We start from the raw sequence: 21,724 nt of genomic DNA on the forward strand, positions 1-21,724 counted from the left end.
CCGGTGCAATACCGGACTCACTTTTATCAAGCTGCCTAATGAAATAACCGTGTCTAACTTTTAGGGGTCACTTCAAAATGATAGCTTTTTTTCTATAACTATTTTCAAACAATCCGATTCGTAAAAACTAATAATCCGCGAGGGATTCCCCCGCGGATTATTAGTTTTTATTTTGTTGGTGGATCAAATTTCACACCTACATCTTTTGATCCGCCTTCACTTCTTACAAGCTGTATAATTTTATTCGCTTCTTTTTGTGAATGCTTTGCTGCTTTCACAGTTACTTTAATGTCAGTTCCATCAGCTCTTACAAGGGCATCTTTATATCCTCCTTGAGACTTAATCACTGTCTCAAGTAATTCTTGCTTCGTTTCCATTGTAGTAATTGCATCAAAATTATCTTTCGCTTTACTCTTTTCTGTTGCTGAAGATTTTGCTGAATTCATGACTTCTTGTAATCTTGATTTTTGTTCACTTAGCTGATCTTCCATTTGCATACGTAACGCTGTGAAATTTTCATCACTTGATTGAACTGTTACGTTAGCATCTTTTTTACTTGTTTCTTTGTTAGCACTCTCTTTTTTGTCTGTTTCTTTATTTGTTTCTTTATTTGATGTTTCCTTGCTTGTATTTTCTTTTTTTGGCGTTTCTTTAGGTGCTTCATTTGTTACTGCTTTGTCAGTACCTTGTTTTTCTTGTCCAATCTTTTCACCTGTTGCCGGCGATGCTGTATTCATTTTGTCAGGAGTTGTTACGTAATAAACAGATAGTACAACAACTAAACTTAACATCGTTAATAGCCAAACCGTTTGTTTTTTTAACACTTTATTTCCTCCCTATCAATTTTTCGGTGAAACTGAAACGCGATGGGCTGGTACATCTAGCAGCCGTATGACAGCTTCTTTTACCATCGCTTTAACTTGTATATTATCCACTCCCTTTGCTACGACAAGAACACCTCGCACTTTCGGTTTCTCTGTTCGTAAAACAACGGGAGTTTCTTTATCCCCTTCACGTATAATGACGGTCTTTTCATCAAGGGACTCATCTTCTACTTTCCTCTGACCGCCTGTTTTATCTGTTTCACCTGTTGTTTGTGAACGTTTCACTGTATTTTTTTCTAATATTTTTTCTTCAGATGAATCTAAATTTACTTTAATCGTTACATTTTTTACTCCCGCTATTTCTTCTAAAGCTGCTTTTAATTCTTGTTCATACGCTTTTTCATACTTTTCTACATTTGACATACTATCATTATTTTTTTGTCCAAAAGTTGGTACGTCTTTTTCTTGGTTTTGCGTTTTTTGTTCTTCAAATACAGGTACTTCTTCTTTTTTACTTGAAAAAAGACTACTAGAAAACATAAGCAAAATCCCAAGTATGAGTAGGACAAGTAAAAACTTAGGTGTTATCTTTTTTCCCTTCTCATTGCTTTCTTTTTCATCCCCATTCAATAAGTTTCGAAAAAATGAGAACTTCGAATTTTTATCTTTATTGTCCATTTACTCTACCTGTCCTCCCTTCCATTTGAACTTGGATTTGTTTATTCTCTAGTTGCCATCTGCTTGAAAAGAAATCTTTCATTTCCACATTCGTTTCTTCTACTTTTTTCGGAGGTTCCTTCGTGTTAATTTCAACTGGTTTTACTGTTTCGATTGCATCATTTTTACTACGTTCTTTTTCTTTCAACGTCACAACAACAGTTTGAATATCTTTTGCTGACTTTACTTCCGCTGTACTTTCCGCTGCAACTATTTGTATTTCAGAGACTGTCATACCATACTTTTTCTCGAATTCTTTTCCTACTTCTTTTTTCATTTTGGTAGCCATCTCTTCTAAACTATATGCACGTGTTAGAGCTTGTATTTCTTTTTTCTTCGAATCTATTGAATTTTTTACAGATCCTTCTGCTACGTACTTCTCTTCATTAAAATTTGCGATTACTTCATTCACATCTGTTTGCAGTAGTTTAAAAAGGGGCGTTAAGATTAAAACAACTAATAATAGACTTACAACGAATTTAACGTACTTTTGCAAATTTGAATTTGGAAGAATAAGATGAAGCATTGTCGCTAAGAGTAAAAAAACGATAATATTTCTAATCCACTCTGTAACAAATTGCATACCCTTCACCTCCTACCGCATCATAAGTGTAATGTTCCCCGCAGCAATAATAATTGTGATACTTAAAAAGAACATAAATGATACGATAGCTAAGCAAGCAAATACATAAATGATGCTTCGCCCGATAATATCTAAACATTGAATAATTGCTCCGCTGCCAACTGGCTGTAATACTGCTGCTGCGAATTTATAAATAAACGCGATACAAAAAATTTGAATCGCTGGAAAAGCAACAATTAAGCATAGAATGACGAGCCCGATAATTCCGACTGTGTTTTTTAATAATCCCGATGCACTAATAACAGTATCCGCCGCCTCTGTAAACATTCTTCCTACTACGGGAATAAAGTTCCCTGTTACAAATTTAGCAGTTTTCACAGCTATTCCATCAGCAACAGCTGTCGCTGTTCCTTGTACAGATAATACCCCTAAAAAAATCGTTAAAAAAATACCGATAATCCCAACGCTAACGTTTTGCAGAAGCTTGGACAATTTCGTAACTTTATATTGATCACTCATCGTACTTACAATACTTAATATCGTTGCAAGTAATAAAAGTGGTAGAACGATATAATTCATCAAAAGCCCGCTCGTGTTCATTAAAAAGATGATAATCGGATGAAAAAACGATACAGATACAACACCACCTCCAGTTGCTATGAGTGCAAGCAAGATTGGCAATAGCGCTAATATGAAATCTACCATTGTTTGTATCGTTTCTCTTGCATATGTCATGACGACATAAAAACTATTTAAAGCGAAAATAATAAGTACCATATATACAACTGCATCCGCAATTTTACTTACACTACTCTTTGAAAATGCAGATTGCAGTGATTGCAACAATGCACTAAAAATTGTAAGCATAATGAGCGTTCCCAGCAGCTTCCCATTTGCAACAAGCTCGTGAAATAAATACTTTAATAAACCTAGCATCCACTCTTTTATAGAAATTTCTTTTTCTCCCTTTACAAACTCCATAAAACTACCTTTTTGACTCTCTGGTAAATAACCTCCATATTTTGTAACAAGCCCGTCCCAAAATTGCTTCACATCTTCAATTCCGAGCTTATCCAATTGTTGATCAACGACGTTTGTTTCTACAGGAGAAGCTTGTACAACAACCGGTAAAGAAAAGAAAAGGAAGCAAGCAAATAGCAGCTTAGCTCCAAACCCCCTCAACATTCACTCCCCCTTATCCCGTCGGTAAAAATCCGAGAATAGTTTCAATGACAACCGTCAAAATAGGAATCGCCATTACTAAAATTAAGATTTTTCCAGCTAATTCAATTTTCGAAGCGATTGCCCCCTGCCCTGCATCTTTTGTAATTTGTGCTCCAAACTCAGCAATATAAGCAATTCCAATAATTTTTAGCAACGTTTCTACATATACGTTGCTAACTTTTGCTTCACTCGCTACTCTCTCAATCATTTGTAAAATAGAGTGAATTTGATCAATTAAAAGAAGAAACATCACGCTACCTACGAACACAATAAATAACGACGTAATGCTAGATTTATGCTGATTCAATACAGCTGCTAAAAACGTAGCAACGAGGCCTAATCCGACAATTTGTATAATTTCGATTCGAACCGCCTCCTTTACTGGAAGAGAAAGACACTCTTAATCTTGTCGAATAGCGTATTAATTAAAAATGCCACATGAAATAAAATAACGACAAAACCGACAAGGATAACCCAATTTGCAATATCCTCTCGCTTTAATTCTTTTAGTACGGTATGAATAAAAGCTAAAACAATGCCGATTCCGGCGATTTGAAATATTAATCCAACATCAATGGACATCGCCTTTCTCCCTCCTATAGCAGTAAAATTACGATAAGTAGACCCGCTAGTACCCCTAAGCTCTTGATCATTTTTTCGTATTGCAGTTGTAATGCTTTCGCTTCCTCTTCTTCTCTCTCTAAATGTGTAATACATAAGCGAATATGTTTTTGTTGTGATTCTCGATCATGTTGTCCGAGCGTTTCGCCAAATTGCTGCAAAATTTCGTACTCAGTTTGTTGAAATGCTGTTAGCTTCCAATTTTCTTTCAAACTATCTATCCAAGCTTCTCTTACTGTTTGTTCTCCGCCTTCTAGCCTTCTAGCAAAACTTTGAAATATCCAATTTAACGGCTTAGGCATTTGTTTCACTAATCGCTCGGCAGCTTCAGACAAAGGTGTGTGCCCATACATAATTTCTGCCTCTAATGATTGAAGTGCCGCTTTTAATAATCTAAGTTGCCTTGGTCTCTCACTGTATCTTTTAGCGTATGAAAATCCGAAAAAGGTGCTGACCGCAACGATTAACACTGCACCAAATATTTTCACCATACGCCCTCAGCCTTTCTATGAGGTAATACCGATTTTCCATATTTATCTTTTACTTGCATAACTGTTCCTGGCCCTCTTGCTTTTGATAGCTCCACAAACCTATCAAATATACCGAGCTCCAGCACCGCTTTTAGTGATGGACGTTTCACAACATCATCATAAGAAAATCCATGTGCGCTTATAAAAAGCTGAACCCCAGCATGCACCGCCTCCATAATTGCTTCACTATCTTCTTTACGTCCAATTTCATCTACAATCAAAACATCTGGACTCATAGAACGAATCATCATCATCATTCCTTCAGCTTTTGGACATGCGTCTAACACATCTACTCGTGTGCCGAAGTCATATTGCGGAATACCTTTCACGCAGCCTGCAATTTCTGACCGCTCATCAACAATCCCCACTTTACAAGAAGGAATTTTCGAAGCACTTACACCTTGACTCATGCAACGTGCTACATCTCTTAAAAGTGTTGTTTTCCCCGTTTGCGGTGGGCCAATTACCATCGTGTTTAACCATCGTGATTCATACAAATACGGCAAAAGTGGTTCAGCAATTCCTATTTTTTGACGAGCGATACGAATATTAAAGGAAGAGACATCTCGAATCATTTTCACTGCGCTTTTTTCTGTAATGACTTTTCCAGCTAAGCCGATTCTATGTCCTCCTCGAAGTGTCACATACCCACGTTTTAATTCCTCTTCCATCGTATAAATTGAGAATTGACTTAACTTATTCAATAAGTAAATGGCATCCTCTGCTGTAACGATATAGTCATAAAAAAACACTTCGCCATGAGCAATACACTCTAGCGGTCTTCCAATTCGAACACGAATTTCCTCTAGAGCATCGTATTGCTTACAACTTTCCACTAGCTGCTTCATCGTTTTCGGTAAAACTTCTAATACTTCTTTCATCAGCTTCTCCCCACTATACTCGACTTACTATTTCAACAACGCGATAAAAATGCAGCCAATTCCAAGCGCTAGAAAAAAGAGTTTCAAGAAAGAAATCTCACTTGCCACACTCGCTATGCCTATTGTCATTGTTAAAATTAATACGGTCGGTCCAACAAACGCCAACATACCATTTATAAACAATGCTTTCTTCGCATCATTCACATAAAGCATAAGCAAAGCGGCGAATATTTCCGCGCTACCTGAAAACAACCGAAGTAACCCCATTACAAGCACGGATGTTTCCATTGCCGCTAGCCACTGTTTCATTCTCCCACCTTCTCCCATAACGGTTACTATTGCTACATTCCAAAAAAGAATATATTTGTACAACCATATGCAGGGGTTGTCTATTTCAGAATTAAAAACATAACTTTTCTCTAACACTTTTATTAAATCTGAATATTCCTATTATTTTATGGTATATTTAATTTAAAAGGGGTATAGACGATGCAACACGTTACTTTAGTACCACTCGATTTACGCTATGCAAATGTGATTTTCAAGCTATCAAGTGATCCACACATAAAAAATGCATTAGGAATAAAAGTAGAAAAGATCGAAGACACGAAAGCATTTCTTCTTTTCGCAATAGAAGAAGAGCGCCAAAAGAGGTCTTTATCGAGAATGATTGTAAATGAAGAAAACGAAATAATTGGTCTCACCACACTTAAACATATTAATTATGAGAAGAAACAATCTCACATTGGTAGTTGGCTCGGCTATCCATACTGGGGAAAAGGATATAATGAGGCTGCTAAAAAAGAAATCTTTAAAATTGCTTTTTTGGACTTACAACTTTCCTACGTATTTGCTGGAGCTAAAACGAATAATGTCCGCTCGTTAAAAGCACAAGAAAAACTGCCTTATATTTCATTGCATGTGGAAGATAGATTCCCTGGTGAACATTCTGCCTTAGAGAATGAAGTAAAATCTTCTTGTGTACTACATGTCGTGTCACGTGAAAAATTTCTAAATTGGCTAGACCTACAAAAGGAGAAGGAAAAATATGAAGGTAGTAAAAATTAGTTTAACAGTCGTAGTAGAATTAGCTCTTATTTATCTTTTTTCAAAATTGGTCGGTTGGTCATTTATGGAGACCTTTTTCCTTGGTAGTTTAGCGATATTTGCAATTATGTGGTTAATTATTATGAATACTCATAGAAACAACATTACGGATCACGCAATAAGTAAAACACTGACTGGCGTTGAGACTGGCGAAATAAAACCATTTCAAATTGTTTTCACTCCATATATGGCGGGTACTCTTTCACTTATTTTAGTTAGTTTTATTATCACTGCTATTTACTATCTACCCTATTTCCTATAAAAAAAAGCACTCGTGATGATCACGAGTGCTTTTCTACTATGCACGAGAAACGTATTTACCTTCACCAGTGTTGATGATAAGCATTTCGCCTTCGTTAATGAAGATTGGTACTTGTACAACAAGACCAGTTTCTAATGTAGCTGGTTTTGTTACGTTAGAAGCTGTATCGCCTTTAATACCAGGCTCTGTTTCTGACACTTTTAATTCAACTGTGTTCGGAAGTTCAACACCAAGTACTTCATCTTGGTATGTCATAATAGATACTTCCATGTTTTCTTTTAGGAATTTAAGTTCGCGCTCGATTTGGTTTTCACCAAGTTCGATTTGCTCGTAAGTTCCGTTATCCATAAATACGTGAGACTCACCGCTCGCGTATAAGTATTGCATACGACGGTTTTCGATGTGTGCTTTTTCTACTTTTTCACCTGCACGGAATGTTTTCTCTTGAACAGATCCTGTGCGAAGGTTACGTAGTTTAGAGCGAACGAATGCAGCACCTTTACCTGGCTTTACGTGTTGGAAATCCATTACTTGCCAAAGGGCATTGTCCACTGAAATTGTTAAACCTGTACGAAAATCGTTTACTGAAATCATGTAAAAAAATCCTCCTGTATATTACAAAATAATAAGTTCTTTTGGTGATTTCGTAATTACTTCATTACCTTCACTTGTTACAATGATATCATCTTCAATACGTACGCCGCCAATACCTGGAATATAAATACCTGGTTCTACTGTTACAGCCATTCCTGGTTCAAGTACTGTATCAGAACGGAACGCTAAACCTGGTGCTTCATGGATTTCAAGACCAATTCCATGACCAGTAGAGTGTCCAAAGTATTCACCATATCCTTTTTCCGTTATGTAATCGCGCGTTAACGCATCCGCTTCACGGCCTGTTAAACCAGCTTTAATACCGTTCACACCACGTAATTGTGCTTCTAAAACGATATTATAAATTTCTTTCAATTTATCAGATGGTTCACCAACTGCAATAGTACGAGTAATATCAGAACAATATCCTTTGTAATAAGCGCCGAAGTCTAATGTAACGAAATCTCCTGTTTCTATCACTTTTTCAGATGCCACGCCGTGCGGTAATGCCGAACGAAGACCTGAAGCAACGATAATATCAAACGAAGAAGATGTTGCTCCTTGTTTTCTCATGAAAAATTCAAGTTCATTTGACACTTCAATTTCAGATACTCCCGGGCGAATGAATGATAGAATATGTTCAAAGGCAGCATCTGCAATCTGTGCAGCTTCCTTTAATATCTTAATCTCTGAATCAGTCTTTATCAAGCGTAACTTTTCTACAAGCCCAGAAGTTGGGATAAATTCAGCATCGATTACTTCTTTATGCGCTGAATAAGAACTATATGTAAGAGTATCTTGCTCAAAGCCAAGCTTTTGAATTCCCAGTTCCTTCACTTGCTTTGCAACTTCATCAATGATTAATCCTGCATGCTGTACAATCTCATATCCAACCGCTTGTTTACTAGCCTGCTCTACATAACGGAAATCTGTAATAAATTGAGCACGATTTTTCGAAATCAGTACAACACCAGCTGTTCCTGTGAAGTTAGCCATATATCTACGACTATGTTCATTTGTTAACAAAATACCGTCAATACCAGCCTCATCAAATGCACTTCTTACTCTTTCGATTTTCTCCATTACTTTATGCCTCCCTCAATTTCTCCATTAATGCAAATAACGCTAACTTATAGCCATAAAAACCAAATCCAACAATTTGTCCCGCACAAACAGCTGCCGTCACAGATTCGTGACGGAACGACTCACGCTGGTGAATGTTAGAAATATGTACTTCAATAACAGGAATCGAAATGCTCGCAATTGCATCTCGAATCGCATAGCTATAATGCGTAAATGCTCCAGGATTTAAAATGATCCCTTCATATATATCTTCCGCCTCATGAATACGATCGATAATCGCACCTTCATGATTCGATTGGAAACATTCTAACTCCACTCCCATTGTTTCTGCTTCTTGCTTCATATCTGCTTCAAGTGTCGCTAGCGTGCCCTTTCCATATACATTTACCTCCCTGACACCGAGGCGATTTAGGTTAGGACCGTTTACGAGGAGTACCTTTTTCATATGTTTAAAACTCCTTAATATTAAATATCTATACAACATTTTAACATAGGAGTCACTTATTTGAATAGTTTGTCTTCTCTTCCCCTTCTCGCTCAGCTTTATTGGTATTTACTGCGTAGGAAACAGAGTATGCTATAAACACACCATACAATATAAAAATACATATCGTCGTCACAATTGTTTCTTTCGGTAAATGGAGTGCACTTTTAATGGCAGGCGCTATTAATCCCATTCCGAAAAATAGTAACGCCCACCAAAATAGCCCATAAATCATCCCTGGAATAATTCCTTCAAACTTTGCCAAAAACGCTTTATACAAAAAGGCAATTAAAATCGAAAGTAGTCCCATACAAACAATTCCTGACACATTGCCCCATACCCCTTCTTTCCAGCTTCCAAAGGCAAATGGTAAAAGTAAATAGTTCGGTCCTGCTTCCGTAAATGAAAATATATGAAGGAAATACCATATCCCCCCCCAAAAGATTCCACCAAATAAACCAATTTGTACAAAATTCCTTGTTCCTAATTGTTCTTGACTCACATCGACACCTCCGCTCAATAGTATGCCCGAAACTATTTTGAACCATGTTTAAATACTGCGAAATTTGTCTATAAAAAGAATAAGAAATGTCCGACTCTCGTAACATTTTTCCTTGTCATATACTTGTATTTGTCGATAAAATAAAGGAAACTCGGTGATTGTCTTATTTCAAAATGACAGAACCCAGTATGACAATTGCCTCTTTTTCTACATAAGAGAGAAACAAATACAGGTTGGTGTTAACATGGCAGAAGAGTCAAAACAAATATATGGCGGGCAAGCAGTCATAGAAGGAGTTATGTTTGGCGGTAGAGAATATACTGTTACAGCGGTTCGTCGTAAAGACAAATCGATTGAATTTTATCGATTACCACGCGTTCGTAATAAAGCATTATCTATCCTGAAAAAAATTCCATTTTTACGAGGGATTGCCGCTATTGTGGATGCAAGTGCGAATGGAGCAAAACATTTAAACTTTGCTTCAGAACGATTTGATGTCCACCCAGAAGAAGACGAACAAATTGCAAATAACAAAGAAGAACAATCGAAATTAACGATGGTATTAGGAGTTGCAGCAGTTGGCGTTTTATCTTTCATATTCGGTAAAGTCATTTTCACAGCAGTTCCTGCACTACTAGCTGAATTAACGAGACCGATTTTCCCTTCTCATACAGGGCAAATCATTGTCGAAAGTGTCATTAAGCTCATGCTATTATTGAGCTATATATACTTTATTTCTTTAACCCCACTTATTAAGCGGGTATTTCAGTACCATGGTGCGGAGCATAAAGTAATTAATGCCTATGAGAATAATCTTCCAATGACTGTAGAAAATGTTCAAAAACAAACTCGCCTTCATTATCGCTGTGGCAGTAGCTTTATTATATTTACAGTCATTATTGGAATGTTTGTTTATTTCCTTGTCCCTACAGATCCACTTTGGGCCAGAGTCGTAAACCGAATTTTATTAATTCCAGTCGTTCTCGGCATTTCTTTTGAAGTGTTACAATTTACAAATCGATTACGCGATATTCCAGTATTACGCATACTTGGATATCCCGGATTATGGCTGCAACTATTAACAACGAAAGAACCAACAGATGATCAAGTGGAAGTAGCCATTGCATCGTTTGAAGAATTATTACGTTTAGAAAACAAACAATAATTATTTAAAATTGGTGTTCAACTCCTTTCCTCATCGTTAATATACTAATTTTAATATATGTTTTTAGGAGGTGTCCCTTATGAACGGTCGTTCGTTTACATTCGCTATAGTTATGCTTATTATCGGATTAGCAATATTCGGCCTTGTCTCATCTGTCATTACAAATCCAATGGGTGTATTAAGAAATATTGGGTACATGTTACTTGTTGTCGGTATCTTTTATTTGCTATACAAGATGTTTACAAATTCTAGTGGTTCTGCAAATTCGCAAAGCTCTTATAAGCGTGCAGCGAAACAATCGAACCGCAAACATGGGAAACAAAATGTAGCACCCCTAAGCAATTCTTTCTTGAAATCAAACGCTTCTAATGACAAAGGTAAGAAAGGCGCTCCTTCCACTTTGAAGCGAAAAAGAAAACAATCTCATTTAACTGTCATTGAAGGTAAAAAAAACAAAAAGAAAGACCGTGCTTCCTTTTAGGAAATACGGTCTTTTTTTATATTTTGTAGTACTTCTTTCAAACTTTTATCTTTCATACTTTCAATTCGAAGATGATGATTTTCAAATGGTAAATTCCGTGTCACATCATTAGGTACAACAACGCACTTTAATCCTGCTGCAATCGCTGCTTTTAATCCGTTTAACGAGTCTTCAAATACAACAGCTTCAGACGGATCAATCCCTAAATCTTCTATCGCAATTCGATAAAGTGCTGGATCCGGTTTTACCTTCTCAACATCTTCCCTTGTTTTAATGACTTCAAAATAATCTCGAATTTGTAGCTCTTCCAAAAAAGAAGTAACCCATTCTCTAGATGAACTGGAAGCTAATGCGATTTTCAATCCCATTTCTTTCGCTTCCTCTAAATATTCTTTTACCCCGTCACGAGCTTCTGGTATTTTCATTTTCTCTTTATGTAAAGTTTTCACTTTTTCTTTTAATGCATCCTTGTTAAACTTCTCTTTTAATTGCTCATTTAAATATGCATATAGTACATCATCTGTCGTTCCAATACATTTTGCAAATTCCTCTAAAGGTAACTCCCCACCGTACTCACGAACGGCGTCTCTGAAAGAGTGAAACCATATTGTTTCTGTGTCCACAATTAATCCATCAAAATCAAAAATAATTGCTTTCATAATTTCCCCATCCTTTTCGGTTGAAATAAAAAAGGAAACGACATACGTTCCCCCTTAATTACTTTTCTCTTCATTTGCTTTTTGAACGCCACGAAGTGTTTCCACTCGAATCTCATCTTGTTCAAAATATTGCACTAGATCACCAATGCGGTCAATTGCTTCCCAACTTAAATGATGTTCAATTCCTTCTACATCATTGTAAATTTTACTTTCATCCAAACCGATAATACGCATAAATTGCTCTAGCAAGTCATGACGGTATACGAGACGCTCTCCGATTTTTTTACCTTTTGATGTTAATACAAGCCCTCTATATTTTTCATAAATTAGATATTCATCTTTGTCTAATTTTTGCACCATTTTTGTTACAGAGGATGGATGTACACTCAGCGCTTCAGCAATATCAGATACGCGGGCATAACCCTTTTCATCAATCAACAAATAAATTTGTTCAATATAATCTTCCATACTAGGGGTAGGCATCGGTTTCCTCCATCCAATTTCATTTTGCTCATTCCGTACGAAGCAATCAATAAAATGATACACCAGAAAGAATAACGTGACAAGTTGAAAACAAGCCTAAATATTTAAAAGAAAAAAGAACTTGCATTCCAATACAAGTTCTTTTCATGTAAAATATTGAATTTCTGCGTTAGGAAAAAAGTGATGAATATATCCTCTAATCGTTTCTTCTAATACTTCTGCATCATCTTTTTTATATACGTATTTCCCGATGCCATATCGTCCCCATTTATATTTGCGCTTCTCTTCATCCATTTCAAGCTTCGTATTCGGATAACGCTCTTGAATGACCTTTTTTGCTGGTTTTGTAAAGCGATGTTGAATTAATTCAAATGTTAAATTCGGTATCGACAAATCTTTTAGCGCATTGTACAGTCGCTCAAATAGTTCACGGTATCCTTCTTCCCATCCTTCATGCATATAAAGTGGCGCAACTATAAACCCAAGTGGATAACCCGCGCCCGCTACTTTACGAGCTGCTTCAATTCGTTCTTCAAAAGGTGATGTCCCCGGCTCAAAATTTTTGATTACATACCGTGAATTAATACTAAATCGAAAACGAGTTTTCCCGTTATGTTTTGCATCTAATAAATGATCAACGTGCGAATATTTCGTAACGAAACGTAAACGCCCATGCTCACTTTCTCCAATGAATTCAATCGCCCGCTTTAATGCATGTGTTAAATGATCAATTCCAACAATATCTGATGTACAAGCCGCTTCAAACCTTGTTATTTCTGGTGCTCTTTCATCCATATACTGCTTTGCCTTCTCAAATATTTCATCAAGATTGACATACACGCGAACGTAAGGCTTACTCCCAAGTGTTGTTTGCAAATAGCAATAATGACAATGTCCCATACACCCCGTTGCGAGCGGGATTGCATATTCAGCTGACGGTTTTGACGTATCAAACTTTAATGTTTTCCTCACCCCAACGACAAGTGTTGCCTTTGCATTACGATACTTTTGCAAGTCATTTTCACCTGGCAAATTTCTAATTTGATTATGGGATGTCGTTTCACGAATTTCTAATCCCATCTTCGTAAACTTCTCATACAGCTCTTTTCCAAGCGGATATTCGAGTGCCTTCGGTTCAAAGTAAACGAGTTTTGGCATAAATGGTTTCATATACTTCCCTCCTCTCGTTAGTATGGGAAACGATGAAAAATTAACACTCATTAAAGTTTTCCACTTCAGTAACTTGCGTTGCAAGTTACTGAATGTTATAATTTGGATAACAGCTACCTTGCAACGCAAGTTACCTGAGTAAAAGGTGGTGAAATCATGCACAGCCAAATGTTAAAAGGTGTGCTCGAAGGTTGCATCCTATACATCATTTCACAAGAAGAAGTGTACGGATATGAACTGAGTACAAAATTAAATAAACACGGATTTACATTCGTAAGCGAAGGAAGCATATATCCGTTATTGTTACGTATGCAAAAAGAAAAATTGATTGAAGGAACATTAAAAGCCTCCTCACTCGGTCCAAAACGTAAATATTATCACGTAACCGATAAAGGATTAGAACAGCTTGAAGAATTTAAACAAAGCTGGGGAATGGTTTCAACAACGGTGAACAATTTATTACAGGGAGAGTGATAGGGATGAAGGCGAAAGATTTAATCGAACTAAATAACGAAAAGCGTAAATTATTAACTATAGAAAATGAAACCGCCTATAGTGACATGTTAATATACATCCGCTTAGCTAAAGTACCCGAATACCAAACGGAAGAACTGCTAATTGAAATTCTAGATCACCTTATTGAAGCACAACAAGAAGAAAAAAATGCTTATGATATTTTTGGAAAAGACTTACAAACATACTGTGACGAACTAATTGCCGCCCTGCCGAAGCCAAGTTTATGGGAACAATTATCGATTCCTTTATTTATAACTAGTTATCTATTAGCAATATATTTTGCTGTTTCTTCCGTAATTGCATTGGTATTACCCTTATTTTCAAATGAAACACGTTTTAAATTTGTACACATTGATTTCATTTATCTGCTTGCATTTATACTGTCCATACATCTCATCATACGTTTTATCTTCGACTTTATTAACATTGATTTATTTAAAAACAAAACAACTATTTGGAGACATGTAGGGATCTTTTTAATACGCCATAGCCTATGGATACTATTAATCGGGATTTCCTTTTTATTTATTAAACAGCCCTATACTACATTACAAACCTCACCTTGGATTGGTGCTTTACTGGCTATCTCTTGCTATGCACTATACAAAATCTTCTTCAAAAAAGAATATTTTGACTTTAAAAAGGAGTAACGATACGATGACCGAAAAAGAAATGGTTAAGTTAAACAATGAAAAAAGAAAGTTATTAACAGCTGAAAACGAAGCTGCTTACGGTGATATGCTTATTTATTTACGCTTTACTAACGTTCCACAAAAGCAAATGGAGGAATTACTTTTAGAAATATTGGATCATCTTTTAGAAGCACAAGAAGACGGTAAAAATGCACATGATATTTTCGGAAAAGATTTAAAAACTTACTGCGATGAATTGATTAGCTCTTCAGAACATCAGAATACTTTGCAACAAACTGCCGTTATTGGATTTGCAGTTAGTTTATTATTAGCTATTCAAATTGGATATGATACATTCGCTACTCTTATGCAAAAACTATTTTCAGATACAAACGCTTCGGGAATTCCATTTAGTATTCCTGGAACAATATTATCTGCTATCGTTTTAGCAATTGGTGCTTTCATAACTTTTTCTTTATTTAGACGTTTTTCTTTTACAATACTGGTTTCCTGGAAACAAAAAGCAATTCTCTTATTATCAGTATTCGTACCCTTTATCTTATCAGTTTTTTTAAACGTATTTTTTAAAACGAAACCGTATTTATTTTATAATTTATCTATTTGGCAAGGTGCTCTTGTTACACTTTCTTTTTATATTTTGTACAAATTTTTATATAAAACATCTAAATTTTAACAGCCTTTCAAAAGGCTGTTTTTCTTCTGTCTAATTTTACAAATTGAAAAATTTCATAAAGAAAATAAGAAAAATGCAAAATAATTAAAGTTAATTGTTGACGTGATGCTTTTATTATCGGTATCATAAATCTTCGTGAGCAATTATTTTTCGTTATACGATTTTTTTATTATTACTGAATTTTTGAGAGGAGAAATTAAATGTCAGTTAAGAAGAAAACGCAAGTACGCACCGGCAAAATGGTACGTGAACTAATGTTAGCAGACGAAGATGTAAATGCTTCGCTAATTATGGTATATAGTGAAAACGGTGTAAACGCAGAAATTAAAATCGAGGGCTTAACGCCGAAATGTAACGAAGAATTATTTTTGAGCGGAAACGTGGATTGGAACAAGAGTGTTATTTATAAAATTGTTGATTTCACTGGGAACGCTGAAGTTGGTAAAGTTACATTAACAGCGATGAACAAAAATAATGTTTCTCTAGAAGTTGAACGCGTTATGTGGAGCAAAGAAAATAAAGAAGCTGCTGAGCAAGAAGAAACTGTTGTAGAAGCTACTCCGAAAAAAGAAGTAGTTGTAGAAGCTCCAAAAGCAGTTACACCTGCTCCAAAACCTGTTACGCGAGTAGAAACACCTGCAGCATCTAAACCTACTCCGGTACCGACATCGAAGCCAGTAAGTGTAGAAGCAGCTGTGGAATTATCTACTCCAGCACCTGTGAAAAAAGCAGCACCAACTCCAGTTACAAAGCAAGAGACAGCACCGGTCGCTCCTGCAAAACCGAAGCAACCTGCTTTGACTGAAACAAATACAAAACTACAAGAAAATTATGTGAAACTTGTGAAAAAGACAATTGAAGTTTGTCAAGATTACGAGCTTGGCATCGACATAGATGATTCTATTGAAAGCTTAAAAAAAGAACTACAAAGCCAAGGTATTAGCGTTACATTTGACAAAGAAATTATGGACGTTGTAAATCGCCTTCGTTCTTTACAAGATAAAGGAATCAAAGTAAAAAAAGTACTTAATTTACTATAAAAAAATAAGAGGTGGCAATTGCCACCTCTTATTTTTTATAATTCCATTCCTTACTCTCATACTTCTCTTTTGCTAATGTTTGCACTTCATGTAACTGTTCTTCTGTTAATTCATACGGAACAAGCTCTACATCTAATCCTTTTTCAAACCCAACCTCAAACGCTTTAATTAACTGTTCAATTGTAAACGTACGGTCTGTTAATTCATTAATTGCTACCGCTTTAGAAGAGAACATACTCTTCATACGCTCTTTTACACGTTCATTCGGGAATAAAAATAGATCGTATAATTCATCTAAATCTATTTCTAACGGAATCGATCCGTGCTGTAAAATCACACCTTTTTGACGTGTTTGAGCACTACCTGCGATTTTTCTTCCCTCTACTACAATTTCATACCAAGATGGTGCATCAAAGCATACTCCTGAACGTGGATTTTTTAAATTTTCACGGTCTGCTTCTGTTTTTGGAACTGCATAATATGCTTCTAATCCTAATGCCTTAAAACCGTCTAATAAACCTTGCGAAATAATACGATACGCTTCTGTAACTGTTTTTGGCATATTTGGATGATCTTCAGACACAATAACACTGTACGTTAATTCTTTATCATGTAGTACACCCCTGCCGCCTGTTTGACGACGAACGAATCCATATTTCTTTTCGTTAACTACATCCATATTAATATCTTTTTCAACACGCTGGAAATACCCAACTGTTAATGTTGGTACTTCCCATTCATAAAAACGAATGGTTGGTGGCATTTTCTTTTCACTTTGCCAATTTAATAAACATTCATCTAACGCCATATTAAATGCTGGTGAACATTGACCAGAGTTAATATAACACCATTTTTCTTTTCCCATCCTGCACCTCATATAACCAATTATTTTTCACATTCTCTAGTCTACCAAATTCAACAAAATTTGTGAAAGAATACGAAATTTCTTCTTATATGCAAATGAATCTGTTGCATAAATACATACGGGCATTATAATATTGAAAGTAGGATAAGAAAAAAGGGAGCGATAGAACCGTGTCAACAACTTGGATTATTTTATTAGCCGTAATCGTAGCGTTCATCGGCTACACTGTATGGATGTATTTCTATCAGAGAAAATTAATTAAAACACTTTCAGAAGAAGAGTTTCGCGCTGGCTACCGTAAAGCACAGCTTATCGATATTCGCGAAGCAGACGAATATACTGCAGGACATATTTTAGGCGCACGTAACATTCCGTTATCACAAATTCGCCTTCGTCATAAAGAACTTCGCAAAGATCAACCAGTTTACTTATACTGCCAAAGCGGATTCCGTACTGGTCGTGCAGCTCAATACTTAAAAAAACAAGGCTACAAAGATTTCTACCAATTACAAGGTGGATTCAAAACGTGGACTGGAAAAATTAAAAAGAAATAATAACATACAAAAACTAGCTGAATCATTCAGCTAGTTTTTTCATTCCATATTATTTGCAATGTATAATAAATTTTGCTTAATCACATCTTTATCATTCTCTTGTGCATTACGATACAGCAGCTGATATTCAAGTCCTTTCTCTTTCCAAATAAGCGTAGCGAATTCATCTCCTCGCCCAGAGTCATCTTTATTTTTAAAATAAGCGAATGCTCCACTATTCAATTTCATTTGTTCTTGAAATCGTTTCTCTTCCACGAGATCCGGAAAACTATAAGGAAAGTTCGCAACATTTAACTCAATATACTCATTTCTACCTGGCTCCCGCTGTTTATATTTAATCATTAAAACAGTGTTCTTTTTCCCAATCGTTCTGACTTCCCCCTTCACATCACTCGTAATGTCATACGGTAAAAACTCCGGAACTTTAAATTTCACTGGAAAATATTTCGGAAGCTCCTTTAGCGGAATAGGATCCGTAACACGATCCATCGCTCCCCCTGTTGTTCCCACAAAGTTTTTTTCTTCTTGCACCGTTTGCTGAAACGAACATGAACTTAACACTAGACTAGAAAACACGAAACAAATGATTCTTTTTTTCAATTTGTTTCCGCCCTTTCTTCATACCGCTCTCTTTATGAATAAAGCGTTAATGCCCGATTGGTGGGGCTAATAATCCGCGGGAGATGCCCGACTGATTAAAGTTTCACTTTGTATGCTATTCATATTCGCTTCATTAACAAACTCCCCCTTTGAAAACTTTCCACGTTATTCTCACACATTTTGACAAAAACTCTTTTATAGACGCAAAAAAGACCCCCATCATTCTCACGCTCAACTAAAAAGGTTACGCGAATAACAGAAGTCATGTTTATAACATAGATTGTGAAAAGCTTTTCAGGTCAAGATTTTTTCATTCTTATTATTTTTCCCTTATAATAAGGGAGAGAGGTGATACATATGGCCAATATAAAACAAATTGCAAAAACCGCTGGTGTATCCATATCAACTGTTTCCCGCGTCCTTAATAATCACCCTTACGTAAAAGAAGAAAAACGTAAGCGTGTTCTAGATGCTGTTGAAGAATTGAACTATGCAAAAAATATAAATGCTATTCATTTAATAAAGGGAAAAACATATACAATCGGGGTTATGCTCCCTTTCATTAATCTTCCATACTTCAGTACAATTATTGAAGGAATCGGAAACGAAGCGTTAACAGCTGGATATCACATTAATTTATGTCAAACAAATTACGATAGCCTCGAAGAGATTCGTGTTCTTGAAATGATGAAAATGAAACAATTCGACGGAATGATTATTTGCTCTCGAACGAGTTCTTGGGAACAAATTGAACCTTTCGCAAAATTTGCCCCTATTATTTCATGTGAAAAGATAAAGCATCCCCTCATTTCATCCGTCTACGTAGATCACTATGAAGGCTTCCGTCTCGGCACTGCCTATTTACTCAGTAAAGGCCATGAAAAAATCGGAATCTGTTTAGCAAGAAAAACGAGTGCAAATTCTATAGAGCGCGAAAAAGCATTTGCTGATACGCTGCATAACGAAGGTAAAACGGTACATCCAGATTGGATTTTTCATCAATGCTATACGATGCAGGATGGTGCAAAAATACTTCATCGCATTTTAAACATGAAAAATCGCCCAACCGCTATTTTTACAGCGAACGATCAAGTTGCAGCTGGTTTATTAACAGAGGCGCGAAAACATGGCATTCGAGTCCCTGAAGAACTTGCTATCCTTGGATTTGATAATCATGAAATTTCAAAGGCGTTAGAAATTTCCACAATTGAACACCCCGGTCTCGCAATGGGCTCACATGCTTTTTCTTTATTCCATAAACAAATCCAAAGCGAGCAAATTGCCGGGAAGGCAGAAGAGCTTTCATTCCATTTAATTGAGCGAGATACTGTCTAAAAAAAGAGCGTTACCTGTAGCGCTCTTTTTCAGCTCTTCACCTATTGACTTTATATTTTCCATCTCATATAATGAACCTAACGAACGATAGGTAGGGGATGAAAATGACAGCAAACCGCATTAAAGCTGTAGCACTTTCTCATTTCGCACGCTACGGCTATGAAGGAACTTCATTGGCAAATATTGCTCAAGAAGTTGGGATTAAAAAACCATCGATTTACGCACACTTTAAAGGAAAAGAAGAGCTATATTTTATATGTTTAGAATCTGCTCTTCAAAAAGATTTACAGAGCTTCACAGACGATATCGAAAAATTTTCAAATTCGTCTACTGAAGAATTGCTCTTACAGTTACTAAAGGGCTACGCAAAACGATTTGGTGAAAGTGAAGAATCAATGTTTTGGTTACGAACTTCTTATTTTCCGCCTGATGCATTTCGCGTACAAATTATCGAAAAAGCGAATGCACACATTGAAAACGTCGGAAAACTTTTATTCCCTATATTTAAACAGGCAAACGAGCAAAGTGAACTGCATAACATTGAAGTAAAAGACGCTCTAGAAGCTTTTCTATGCTTACTGGACGGACTTATGGTGGAACTACTATTCGCAGGTTTAAATCGCTTTGAGACTCGTTTAAACGCCTCTTGGCAAGTATTTTGGCGAGGTCTTTCAAACTGACGGATTGCTCCTTTGCAATGCGTCGTTTTTAAGCCCTTTACCTAACGACTGGTAGGAAGGAGGAATGACATATGGCATGGATTTATGTAATCATAGCTGGTATTATTGAAATCTTTTGGGTTATTGGACTTAAAAAAGCGGAGGCACCACTTGAATGGGCTGGTGTTGCGTTATTAATTACAATTAGTTTCGTCTTATTATTTAGAGCTTATAAAGATTTACCTGTCGGCACTGTATACGCAGTCTTTACAGGAATTGGAGCTGGTGGGATCGTTCTTACAGAGATTTTCGTCTTCGGAGAACCTTTCTCTATTGTAAAAGTTTTATTAATCGGTTTAATCTTCTTCGGAGTAATTGGGCTAAAACGAGTAACAGAAGAAAAAGAAGCGAAGGAGGCCGCATAAAATGGCTTGGGTATTTTTAATTCTAGCTGGTATTTGTGAAATTATTGGTGTACTCTTTATGAAAGTAGCCACTGAAAAGAAAGGCTGGGCACCAAAAGTTATTTTAATCGCTAACTTCGGCGTAAGTTTCTTCTTCTTATCCCTTGCGATGAACACGTTACCGATGGGAACTGCTTACGCGATTTGGACTGGAATCGGAACTGCGGGAAGTGCACTTCTAGGTATTCTTATTTTCCGCGAATCAGCGGATTGGCGTCGTCTTGCCTTCTTAAGTTGCATTCTATGCGGCGCTGTTGGCTTAAAACTATTAAGCTAACGTGAGGTGAATTTCATGTGGAAAGAAAAAGGAAAACAAATGTTAGCATGGATTACACTCGGGAGTGTCATTCTATTGCAAATCAGTTTTCATATAATAGAATGGTTGTTTCATAAAATAGTATCCATTCTTACCTTCCTTCCTAGCATGGCACTTGAAATTGCATCTATTGCTTGGTCAGTTATTGCCTCCATTGCAATCGTCATTATATGGAGTATCGCCAAACTATGGAATAAATTATTTAAAAAGGACAGTACTTCTGAAAAAGAGTGGTCTTCCCCCCGTCAAGTAGACAACTGTAAAAAAGACTATGCAGCCATCGAAATTCGATATTCGATCGGAGCTCGATGATTGAGTCGTTTTTGGAATCGTTTGTAGTTATAATGATAGATGTATGTTTCAATTGCTTGAATTAGTTCTCCTTTTGTTTGATAGTCGTTAAGATAAAACATTTCAGATTTAAAATGAGAGAAGAATGATTCAATGCAAGCATTATCATGGCAGTTTCCTTTGCGAGAATGGCTGCCGATGGCGCCTAGCTGCTGAAGCATACGATAATAAGCAGGAGATGTATATTGGAATCCTTGATCTGAGTGGATGATGGTTCCATACACATCTCTTTTTTGTGTTGCTAAATCTAATGTTTTTAGAACAAGTTGTAAATCATTACGATGTGAGAGTTTCCAAGCAACGATTTCATTATTGTAAAGGTCTTGAA

At 36.3% G+C, this 21,724-nt stretch carries 32 protein-coding genes and 1 pseudogene; 14 read left to right on the forward strand and 19 right to left on the reverse strand.

Features of this window, described 5'->3' with window-relative positions; all coding sequences use genetic code 11:
• Positions 1 to 167: 167 nt before the first annotated feature.
• From JDS99_RS27220 to JDS99_RS27260, 9 genes are read right to left on the reverse strand one after another with little or no spacing between them, the layout of a single operon-like run.
• A complete protein-coding gene (locus JDS99_RS27220) occupies positions 168 to 824 on the reverse strand; it encodes a SpoIIIAH-like family protein (protein WP_087985166.1) in 657 nt (218 codons plus the stop codon).
• A 15-nt stretch (positions 825 to 839) separates the two neighbouring features.
• Positions 840 to 1,502 (reverse strand): stage III sporulation protein AG, encoded by a 663-nt coding sequence (gene spoIIIAG / locus JDS99_RS27225; protein ID WP_199696090.1) that lies wholly within the window; start codon positions 1,500 to 1,502, stop codon positions 840 to 842.
• A complete protein-coding gene (spoIIIAF, locus tag JDS99_RS27230) occupies positions 1,492 to 2,124 on the reverse strand; it encodes a stage III sporulation protein AF (protein WP_001161039.1) in 633 nt (210 codons plus the stop codon). The genes spoIIIAG and spoIIIAF overlap by 11 nt, the downstream gene beginning before the upstream one ends.
• Positions 2,125 to 2,136: 12 nt before the next feature.
• Entirely contained in the window at positions 2,137 to 3,309 is a 1,173-nt protein-coding gene (spoIIIAE, locus tag JDS99_RS27235) for a stage III sporulation protein AE (RefSeq protein ID WP_000943696.1), read from the reverse strand.
• Positions 3,310 to 3,319: 10 nt separating this feature from the next.
• Complete coding sequence (gene spoIIIAD / locus JDS99_RS27240; protein ID WP_079998460.1) at positions 3,320 to 3,703, reverse strand: stage III sporulation protein AD; 384 nt, start codon at positions 3,701 to 3,703, stop codon at positions 3,320 to 3,322.
• A 23-nt stretch (positions 3,704 to 3,726) separates the two neighbouring features.
• Positions 3,727 to 3,930 (reverse strand): stage III sporulation protein AC, encoded by a 204-nt coding sequence (gene spoIIIAC, locus JDS99_RS27245; RefSeq protein WP_000020914.1) that lies wholly within the window; start codon positions 3,928 to 3,930, stop codon positions 3,727 to 3,729.
• Between the two features lie 14 nt (positions 3,931 to 3,944).
• Positions 3,945 to 4,460: a stage III sporulation protein SpoIIIAB gene (gene spoIIIAB / locus JDS99_RS27250; protein ID WP_000238693.1), complete on the reverse strand. Its 516-nt coding sequence runs from the start codon at positions 4,458 to 4,460 to the stop codon at positions 3,945 to 3,947.
• On the reverse strand, positions 4,454 to 5,380 hold the full coding sequence (gene spoIIIAA, locus JDS99_RS27255) for a stage III sporulation protein AA (RefSeq protein ID WP_088064391.1): 927 nt from the start codon (positions 5,378 to 5,380) through the stop codon (positions 4,454 to 4,456). Before spoIIIAA ends, spoIIIAB begins: the two co-directional genes overlap by 7 nt.
• Positions 5,381 to 5,407: 27 nt before the next feature.
• Positions 5,408 to 5,689, reverse strand: a complete 282-nt coding sequence (locus JDS99_RS27260; RefSeq protein WP_000816054.1) for a YqhV family protein — start codon at positions 5,687 to 5,689, stop codon at positions 5,408 to 5,410.
• A 180-nt stretch (positions 5,690 to 5,869) separates the two neighbouring features.
• Here JDS99_RS27260 and JDS99_RS27265 point away from each other — a divergent pair, with 180 nt between their 5' ends.
• A complete protein-coding gene (locus JDS99_RS27265; protein ID WP_097889623.1) occupies positions 5,870 to 6,448 on the forward strand; it encodes a GNAT family N-acetyltransferase in 579 nt (192 codons plus the stop codon).
• Positions 6,429 to 6,749 carry a hypothetical protein gene (locus JDS99_RS27270; protein ID WP_097889622.1) on the forward strand — a complete coding sequence of 107 codons (321 nt, stop codon included), beginning with the start codon at positions 6,429 to 6,431 and terminating at the stop codon, positions 6,747 to 6,749. The genes JDS99_RS27265 and JDS99_RS27270 overlap by 20 nt, the downstream gene beginning before the upstream one ends.
• A gap of 36 nt (positions 6,750 to 6,785) precedes the next feature.
• Here JDS99_RS27270 and efp read toward each other — a convergent pair whose 3' ends face one another.
• Genes efp through JDS99_RS27290 form a run of 4 tightly spaced genes read right to left on the reverse strand, consistent with a single transcriptional unit; the run spans position 6,786 to position 9,412 of the window.
• Positions 6,786 to 7,343, reverse strand: a complete 558-nt coding sequence (efp, locus tag JDS99_RS27275; RefSeq protein WP_000626521.1) for an elongation factor P — start codon at positions 7,341 to 7,343, stop codon at positions 6,786 to 6,788.
• A gap of 21 nt (positions 7,344 to 7,364) precedes the next feature.
• Entirely contained in the window at positions 7,365 to 8,426 is a 1,062-nt protein-coding gene (gene pepQ / locus JDS99_RS27280; protein ID WP_048562330.1) for a Xaa-Pro dipeptidase, read from the reverse strand.
• A 4-nt stretch (positions 8,427 to 8,430) separates the two neighbouring features.
• A complete protein-coding gene (aroQ, locus tag JDS99_RS27285; RefSeq protein WP_000757087.1) occupies positions 8,431 to 8,871 on the reverse strand; it encodes a type II 3-dehydroquinate dehydratase in 441 nt (146 codons plus the stop codon).
• Positions 8,872 to 8,923: 52 nt separating this feature from the next.
• The gene (locus JDS99_RS27290; RefSeq protein WP_000076890.1) at positions 8,924 to 9,412 is read right to left on the reverse strand and encodes a YqhR family membrane protein; all 489 of its coding nucleotides are present in this window, start codon (positions 9,410 to 9,412) and stop codon (positions 8,924 to 8,926) included.
• A 244-nt stretch (positions 9,413 to 9,656) separates the two neighbouring features.
• On the opposite strand from JDS99_RS27290, the gene JDS99_RS27295 reads away from it, so the two are divergent.
• Complete coding sequence (locus JDS99_RS27295) at positions 9,657 to 10,577, forward strand: DUF1385 domain-containing protein (protein WP_000807116.1); 921 nt, start codon at positions 9,657 to 9,659, stop codon at positions 10,575 to 10,577.
• A 79-nt stretch (positions 10,578 to 10,656) separates the two neighbouring features.
• Positions 10,657 to 11,058: an SA1362 family protein gene (locus tag JDS99_RS27300; RefSeq protein ID WP_001014467.1), complete on the forward strand. Its 402-nt coding sequence runs from the start codon at positions 10,657 to 10,659 to the stop codon at positions 11,056 to 11,058.
• Here JDS99_RS27300 and JDS99_RS27305 read toward each other — a convergent pair.
• The 3 genes from JDS99_RS27305 to splB form a co-directional block, all read right to left on the reverse strand.
• A complete protein-coding gene (locus tag JDS99_RS27305) occupies positions 11,055 to 11,717 on the reverse strand; it encodes an HAD family hydrolase (RefSeq protein ID WP_048546402.1) in 663 nt (220 codons plus the stop codon). The genes JDS99_RS27300 and JDS99_RS27305 overlap by 4 nt on opposite strands.
• A 54-nt stretch (positions 11,718 to 11,771) precedes the next feature.
• Positions 11,772 to 12,200 (reverse strand): transcriptional regulator MntR, encoded by a 429-nt coding sequence (mntR, locus tag JDS99_RS27310; RefSeq protein WP_001143070.1) that lies wholly within the window; start codon positions 12,198 to 12,200, stop codon positions 11,772 to 11,774.
• 144 nt (positions 12,201 to 12,344) lie between these two features.
• The gene (splB, locus tag JDS99_RS27315; protein WP_000802100.1) at positions 12,345 to 13,370 is read right to left on the reverse strand and encodes a spore photoproduct lyase; all 1,026 of its coding nucleotides are present in this window, start codon (positions 13,368 to 13,370) and stop codon (positions 12,345 to 12,347) included.
• 156 nt (positions 13,371 to 13,526) lie between these two features.
• On the opposite strand from splB, the gene JDS99_RS27320 reads away from it, so the two are divergent.
• The 4 genes from JDS99_RS27320 to JDS99_RS27335 all read left to right on the forward strand — a co-directional run bounded on the left by JDS99_RS27320 (position 13,527) and on the right by JDS99_RS27335 (position 16,252).
• A complete protein-coding gene (locus JDS99_RS27320) occupies positions 13,527 to 13,844 on the forward strand; it encodes a PadR family transcriptional regulator (RefSeq protein WP_000556083.1) in 318 nt (105 codons plus the stop codon).
• A 5-nt stretch (positions 13,845 to 13,849) separates the two neighbouring features.
• Positions 13,850 to 14,536, forward strand: coding sequence for a DUF1129 domain-containing protein (locus tag JDS99_RS27325; RefSeq protein ID WP_199696091.1), 687 nt, complete (start codon positions 13,850 to 13,852; stop codon positions 14,534 to 14,536).
• A gap of 7 nt (positions 14,537 to 14,543) precedes the next feature.
• Positions 14,544 to 15,212, forward strand: coding sequence for a DUF1048 domain-containing protein (locus JDS99_RS27330; protein ID WP_088123385.1), 669 nt, complete (start codon positions 14,544 to 14,546; stop codon positions 15,210 to 15,212).
• 200 nt (positions 15,213 to 15,412) lie between these two features.
• A complete protein-coding gene (locus tag JDS99_RS27335) occupies positions 15,413 to 16,252 on the forward strand; it encodes a hypothetical protein (RefSeq protein ID WP_199696092.1) in 840 nt (279 codons plus the stop codon).
• 28 nt (positions 16,253 to 16,280) lie between these two features.
• On the opposite strand, the gene JDS99_RS27340 is transcribed toward JDS99_RS27335, so the two are convergent.
• A complete protein-coding gene (locus tag JDS99_RS27340; RefSeq protein WP_000514071.1) occupies positions 16,281 to 17,117 on the reverse strand; it encodes a lipoate--protein ligase family protein in 837 nt (278 codons plus the stop codon).
• A gap of 170 nt (positions 17,118 to 17,287) precedes the next feature.
• Here JDS99_RS27340 and JDS99_RS27345 point away from each other — a divergent pair, with 170 nt between their 5' ends.
• Complete coding sequence (locus tag JDS99_RS27345) at positions 17,288 to 17,671, forward strand: rhodanese-like domain-containing protein (protein WP_000108656.1); 384 nt, start codon at positions 17,288 to 17,290, stop codon at positions 17,669 to 17,671.
• Between the two features lie 39 nt (positions 17,672 to 17,710).
• Here the strand turns inward: JDS99_RS27345 and JDS99_RS27350 are convergent, their stop codons facing one another.
• Positions 17,711 to 18,247, reverse strand: coding sequence for a DNA polymerase III subunit delta (locus JDS99_RS27350; protein WP_199696095.1), 537 nt, complete (start codon positions 18,245 to 18,247; stop codon positions 17,711 to 17,713).
• 381 nt (positions 18,248 to 18,628) lie between these two features.
• Between JDS99_RS27350 and JDS99_RS27355 the strand changes: the two genes are divergently transcribed.
• The 5 genes and pseudogenes from JDS99_RS27355 to JDS99_RS27375 form a co-directional block, all read left to right on the forward strand.
• A complete protein-coding gene (locus tag JDS99_RS27355; RefSeq protein ID WP_199696093.1) occupies positions 18,629 to 19,606 on the forward strand; it encodes a LacI family DNA-binding transcriptional regulator in 978 nt (325 codons plus the stop codon).
• Positions 19,607 to 19,704: 98 nt separating this feature from the next.
• Positions 19,705 to 20,286 (forward strand): TetR/AcrR family transcriptional regulator, encoded by a 582-nt coding sequence (locus JDS99_RS27360; RefSeq protein ID WP_002107720.1) that lies wholly within the window; start codon positions 19,705 to 19,707, stop codon positions 20,284 to 20,286.
• A 71-nt stretch (positions 20,287 to 20,357) separates the two neighbouring features.
• A complete protein-coding gene (locus JDS99_RS27365; RefSeq protein ID WP_000312344.1) occupies positions 20,358 to 20,690 on the forward strand; it encodes a DMT family transporter in 333 nt (110 codons plus the stop codon).
• Between the two features lies 1 nt (position 20,691).
• The gene (locus JDS99_RS27370; protein ID WP_000312623.1) at positions 20,692 to 21,006 is read left to right on the forward strand and encodes a DMT family transporter; all 315 of its coding nucleotides are present in this window, start codon (positions 20,692 to 20,694) and stop codon (positions 21,004 to 21,006) included.
• A gap of 15 nt (positions 21,007 to 21,021) precedes the next feature.
• Positions 21,022 to 21,276: pseudogene (locus JDS99_RS27375) on the forward strand (DUF3975 family protein); the annotation flags it as partial.
• Between the two features lie 38 nt (positions 21,277 to 21,314).
• Here the strand turns inward: JDS99_RS27375 and JDS99_RS27380 are convergent.
• Positions 21,315 to 21,724 (reverse strand): DDE-type integrase/transposase/recombinase (locus JDS99_RS27380; protein ID WP_199696094.1); only part of this gene is annotated, 410 nt, incomplete at its 5' end.

It is taken from the genome of Bacillus cereus group sp. N6 (assembly GCF_016483705.1).
GTDB lineage: Bacteria > Bacillota > Bacilli > Bacillales > Bacillaceae_G > Bacillus_A > Bacillus_A wiedmannii.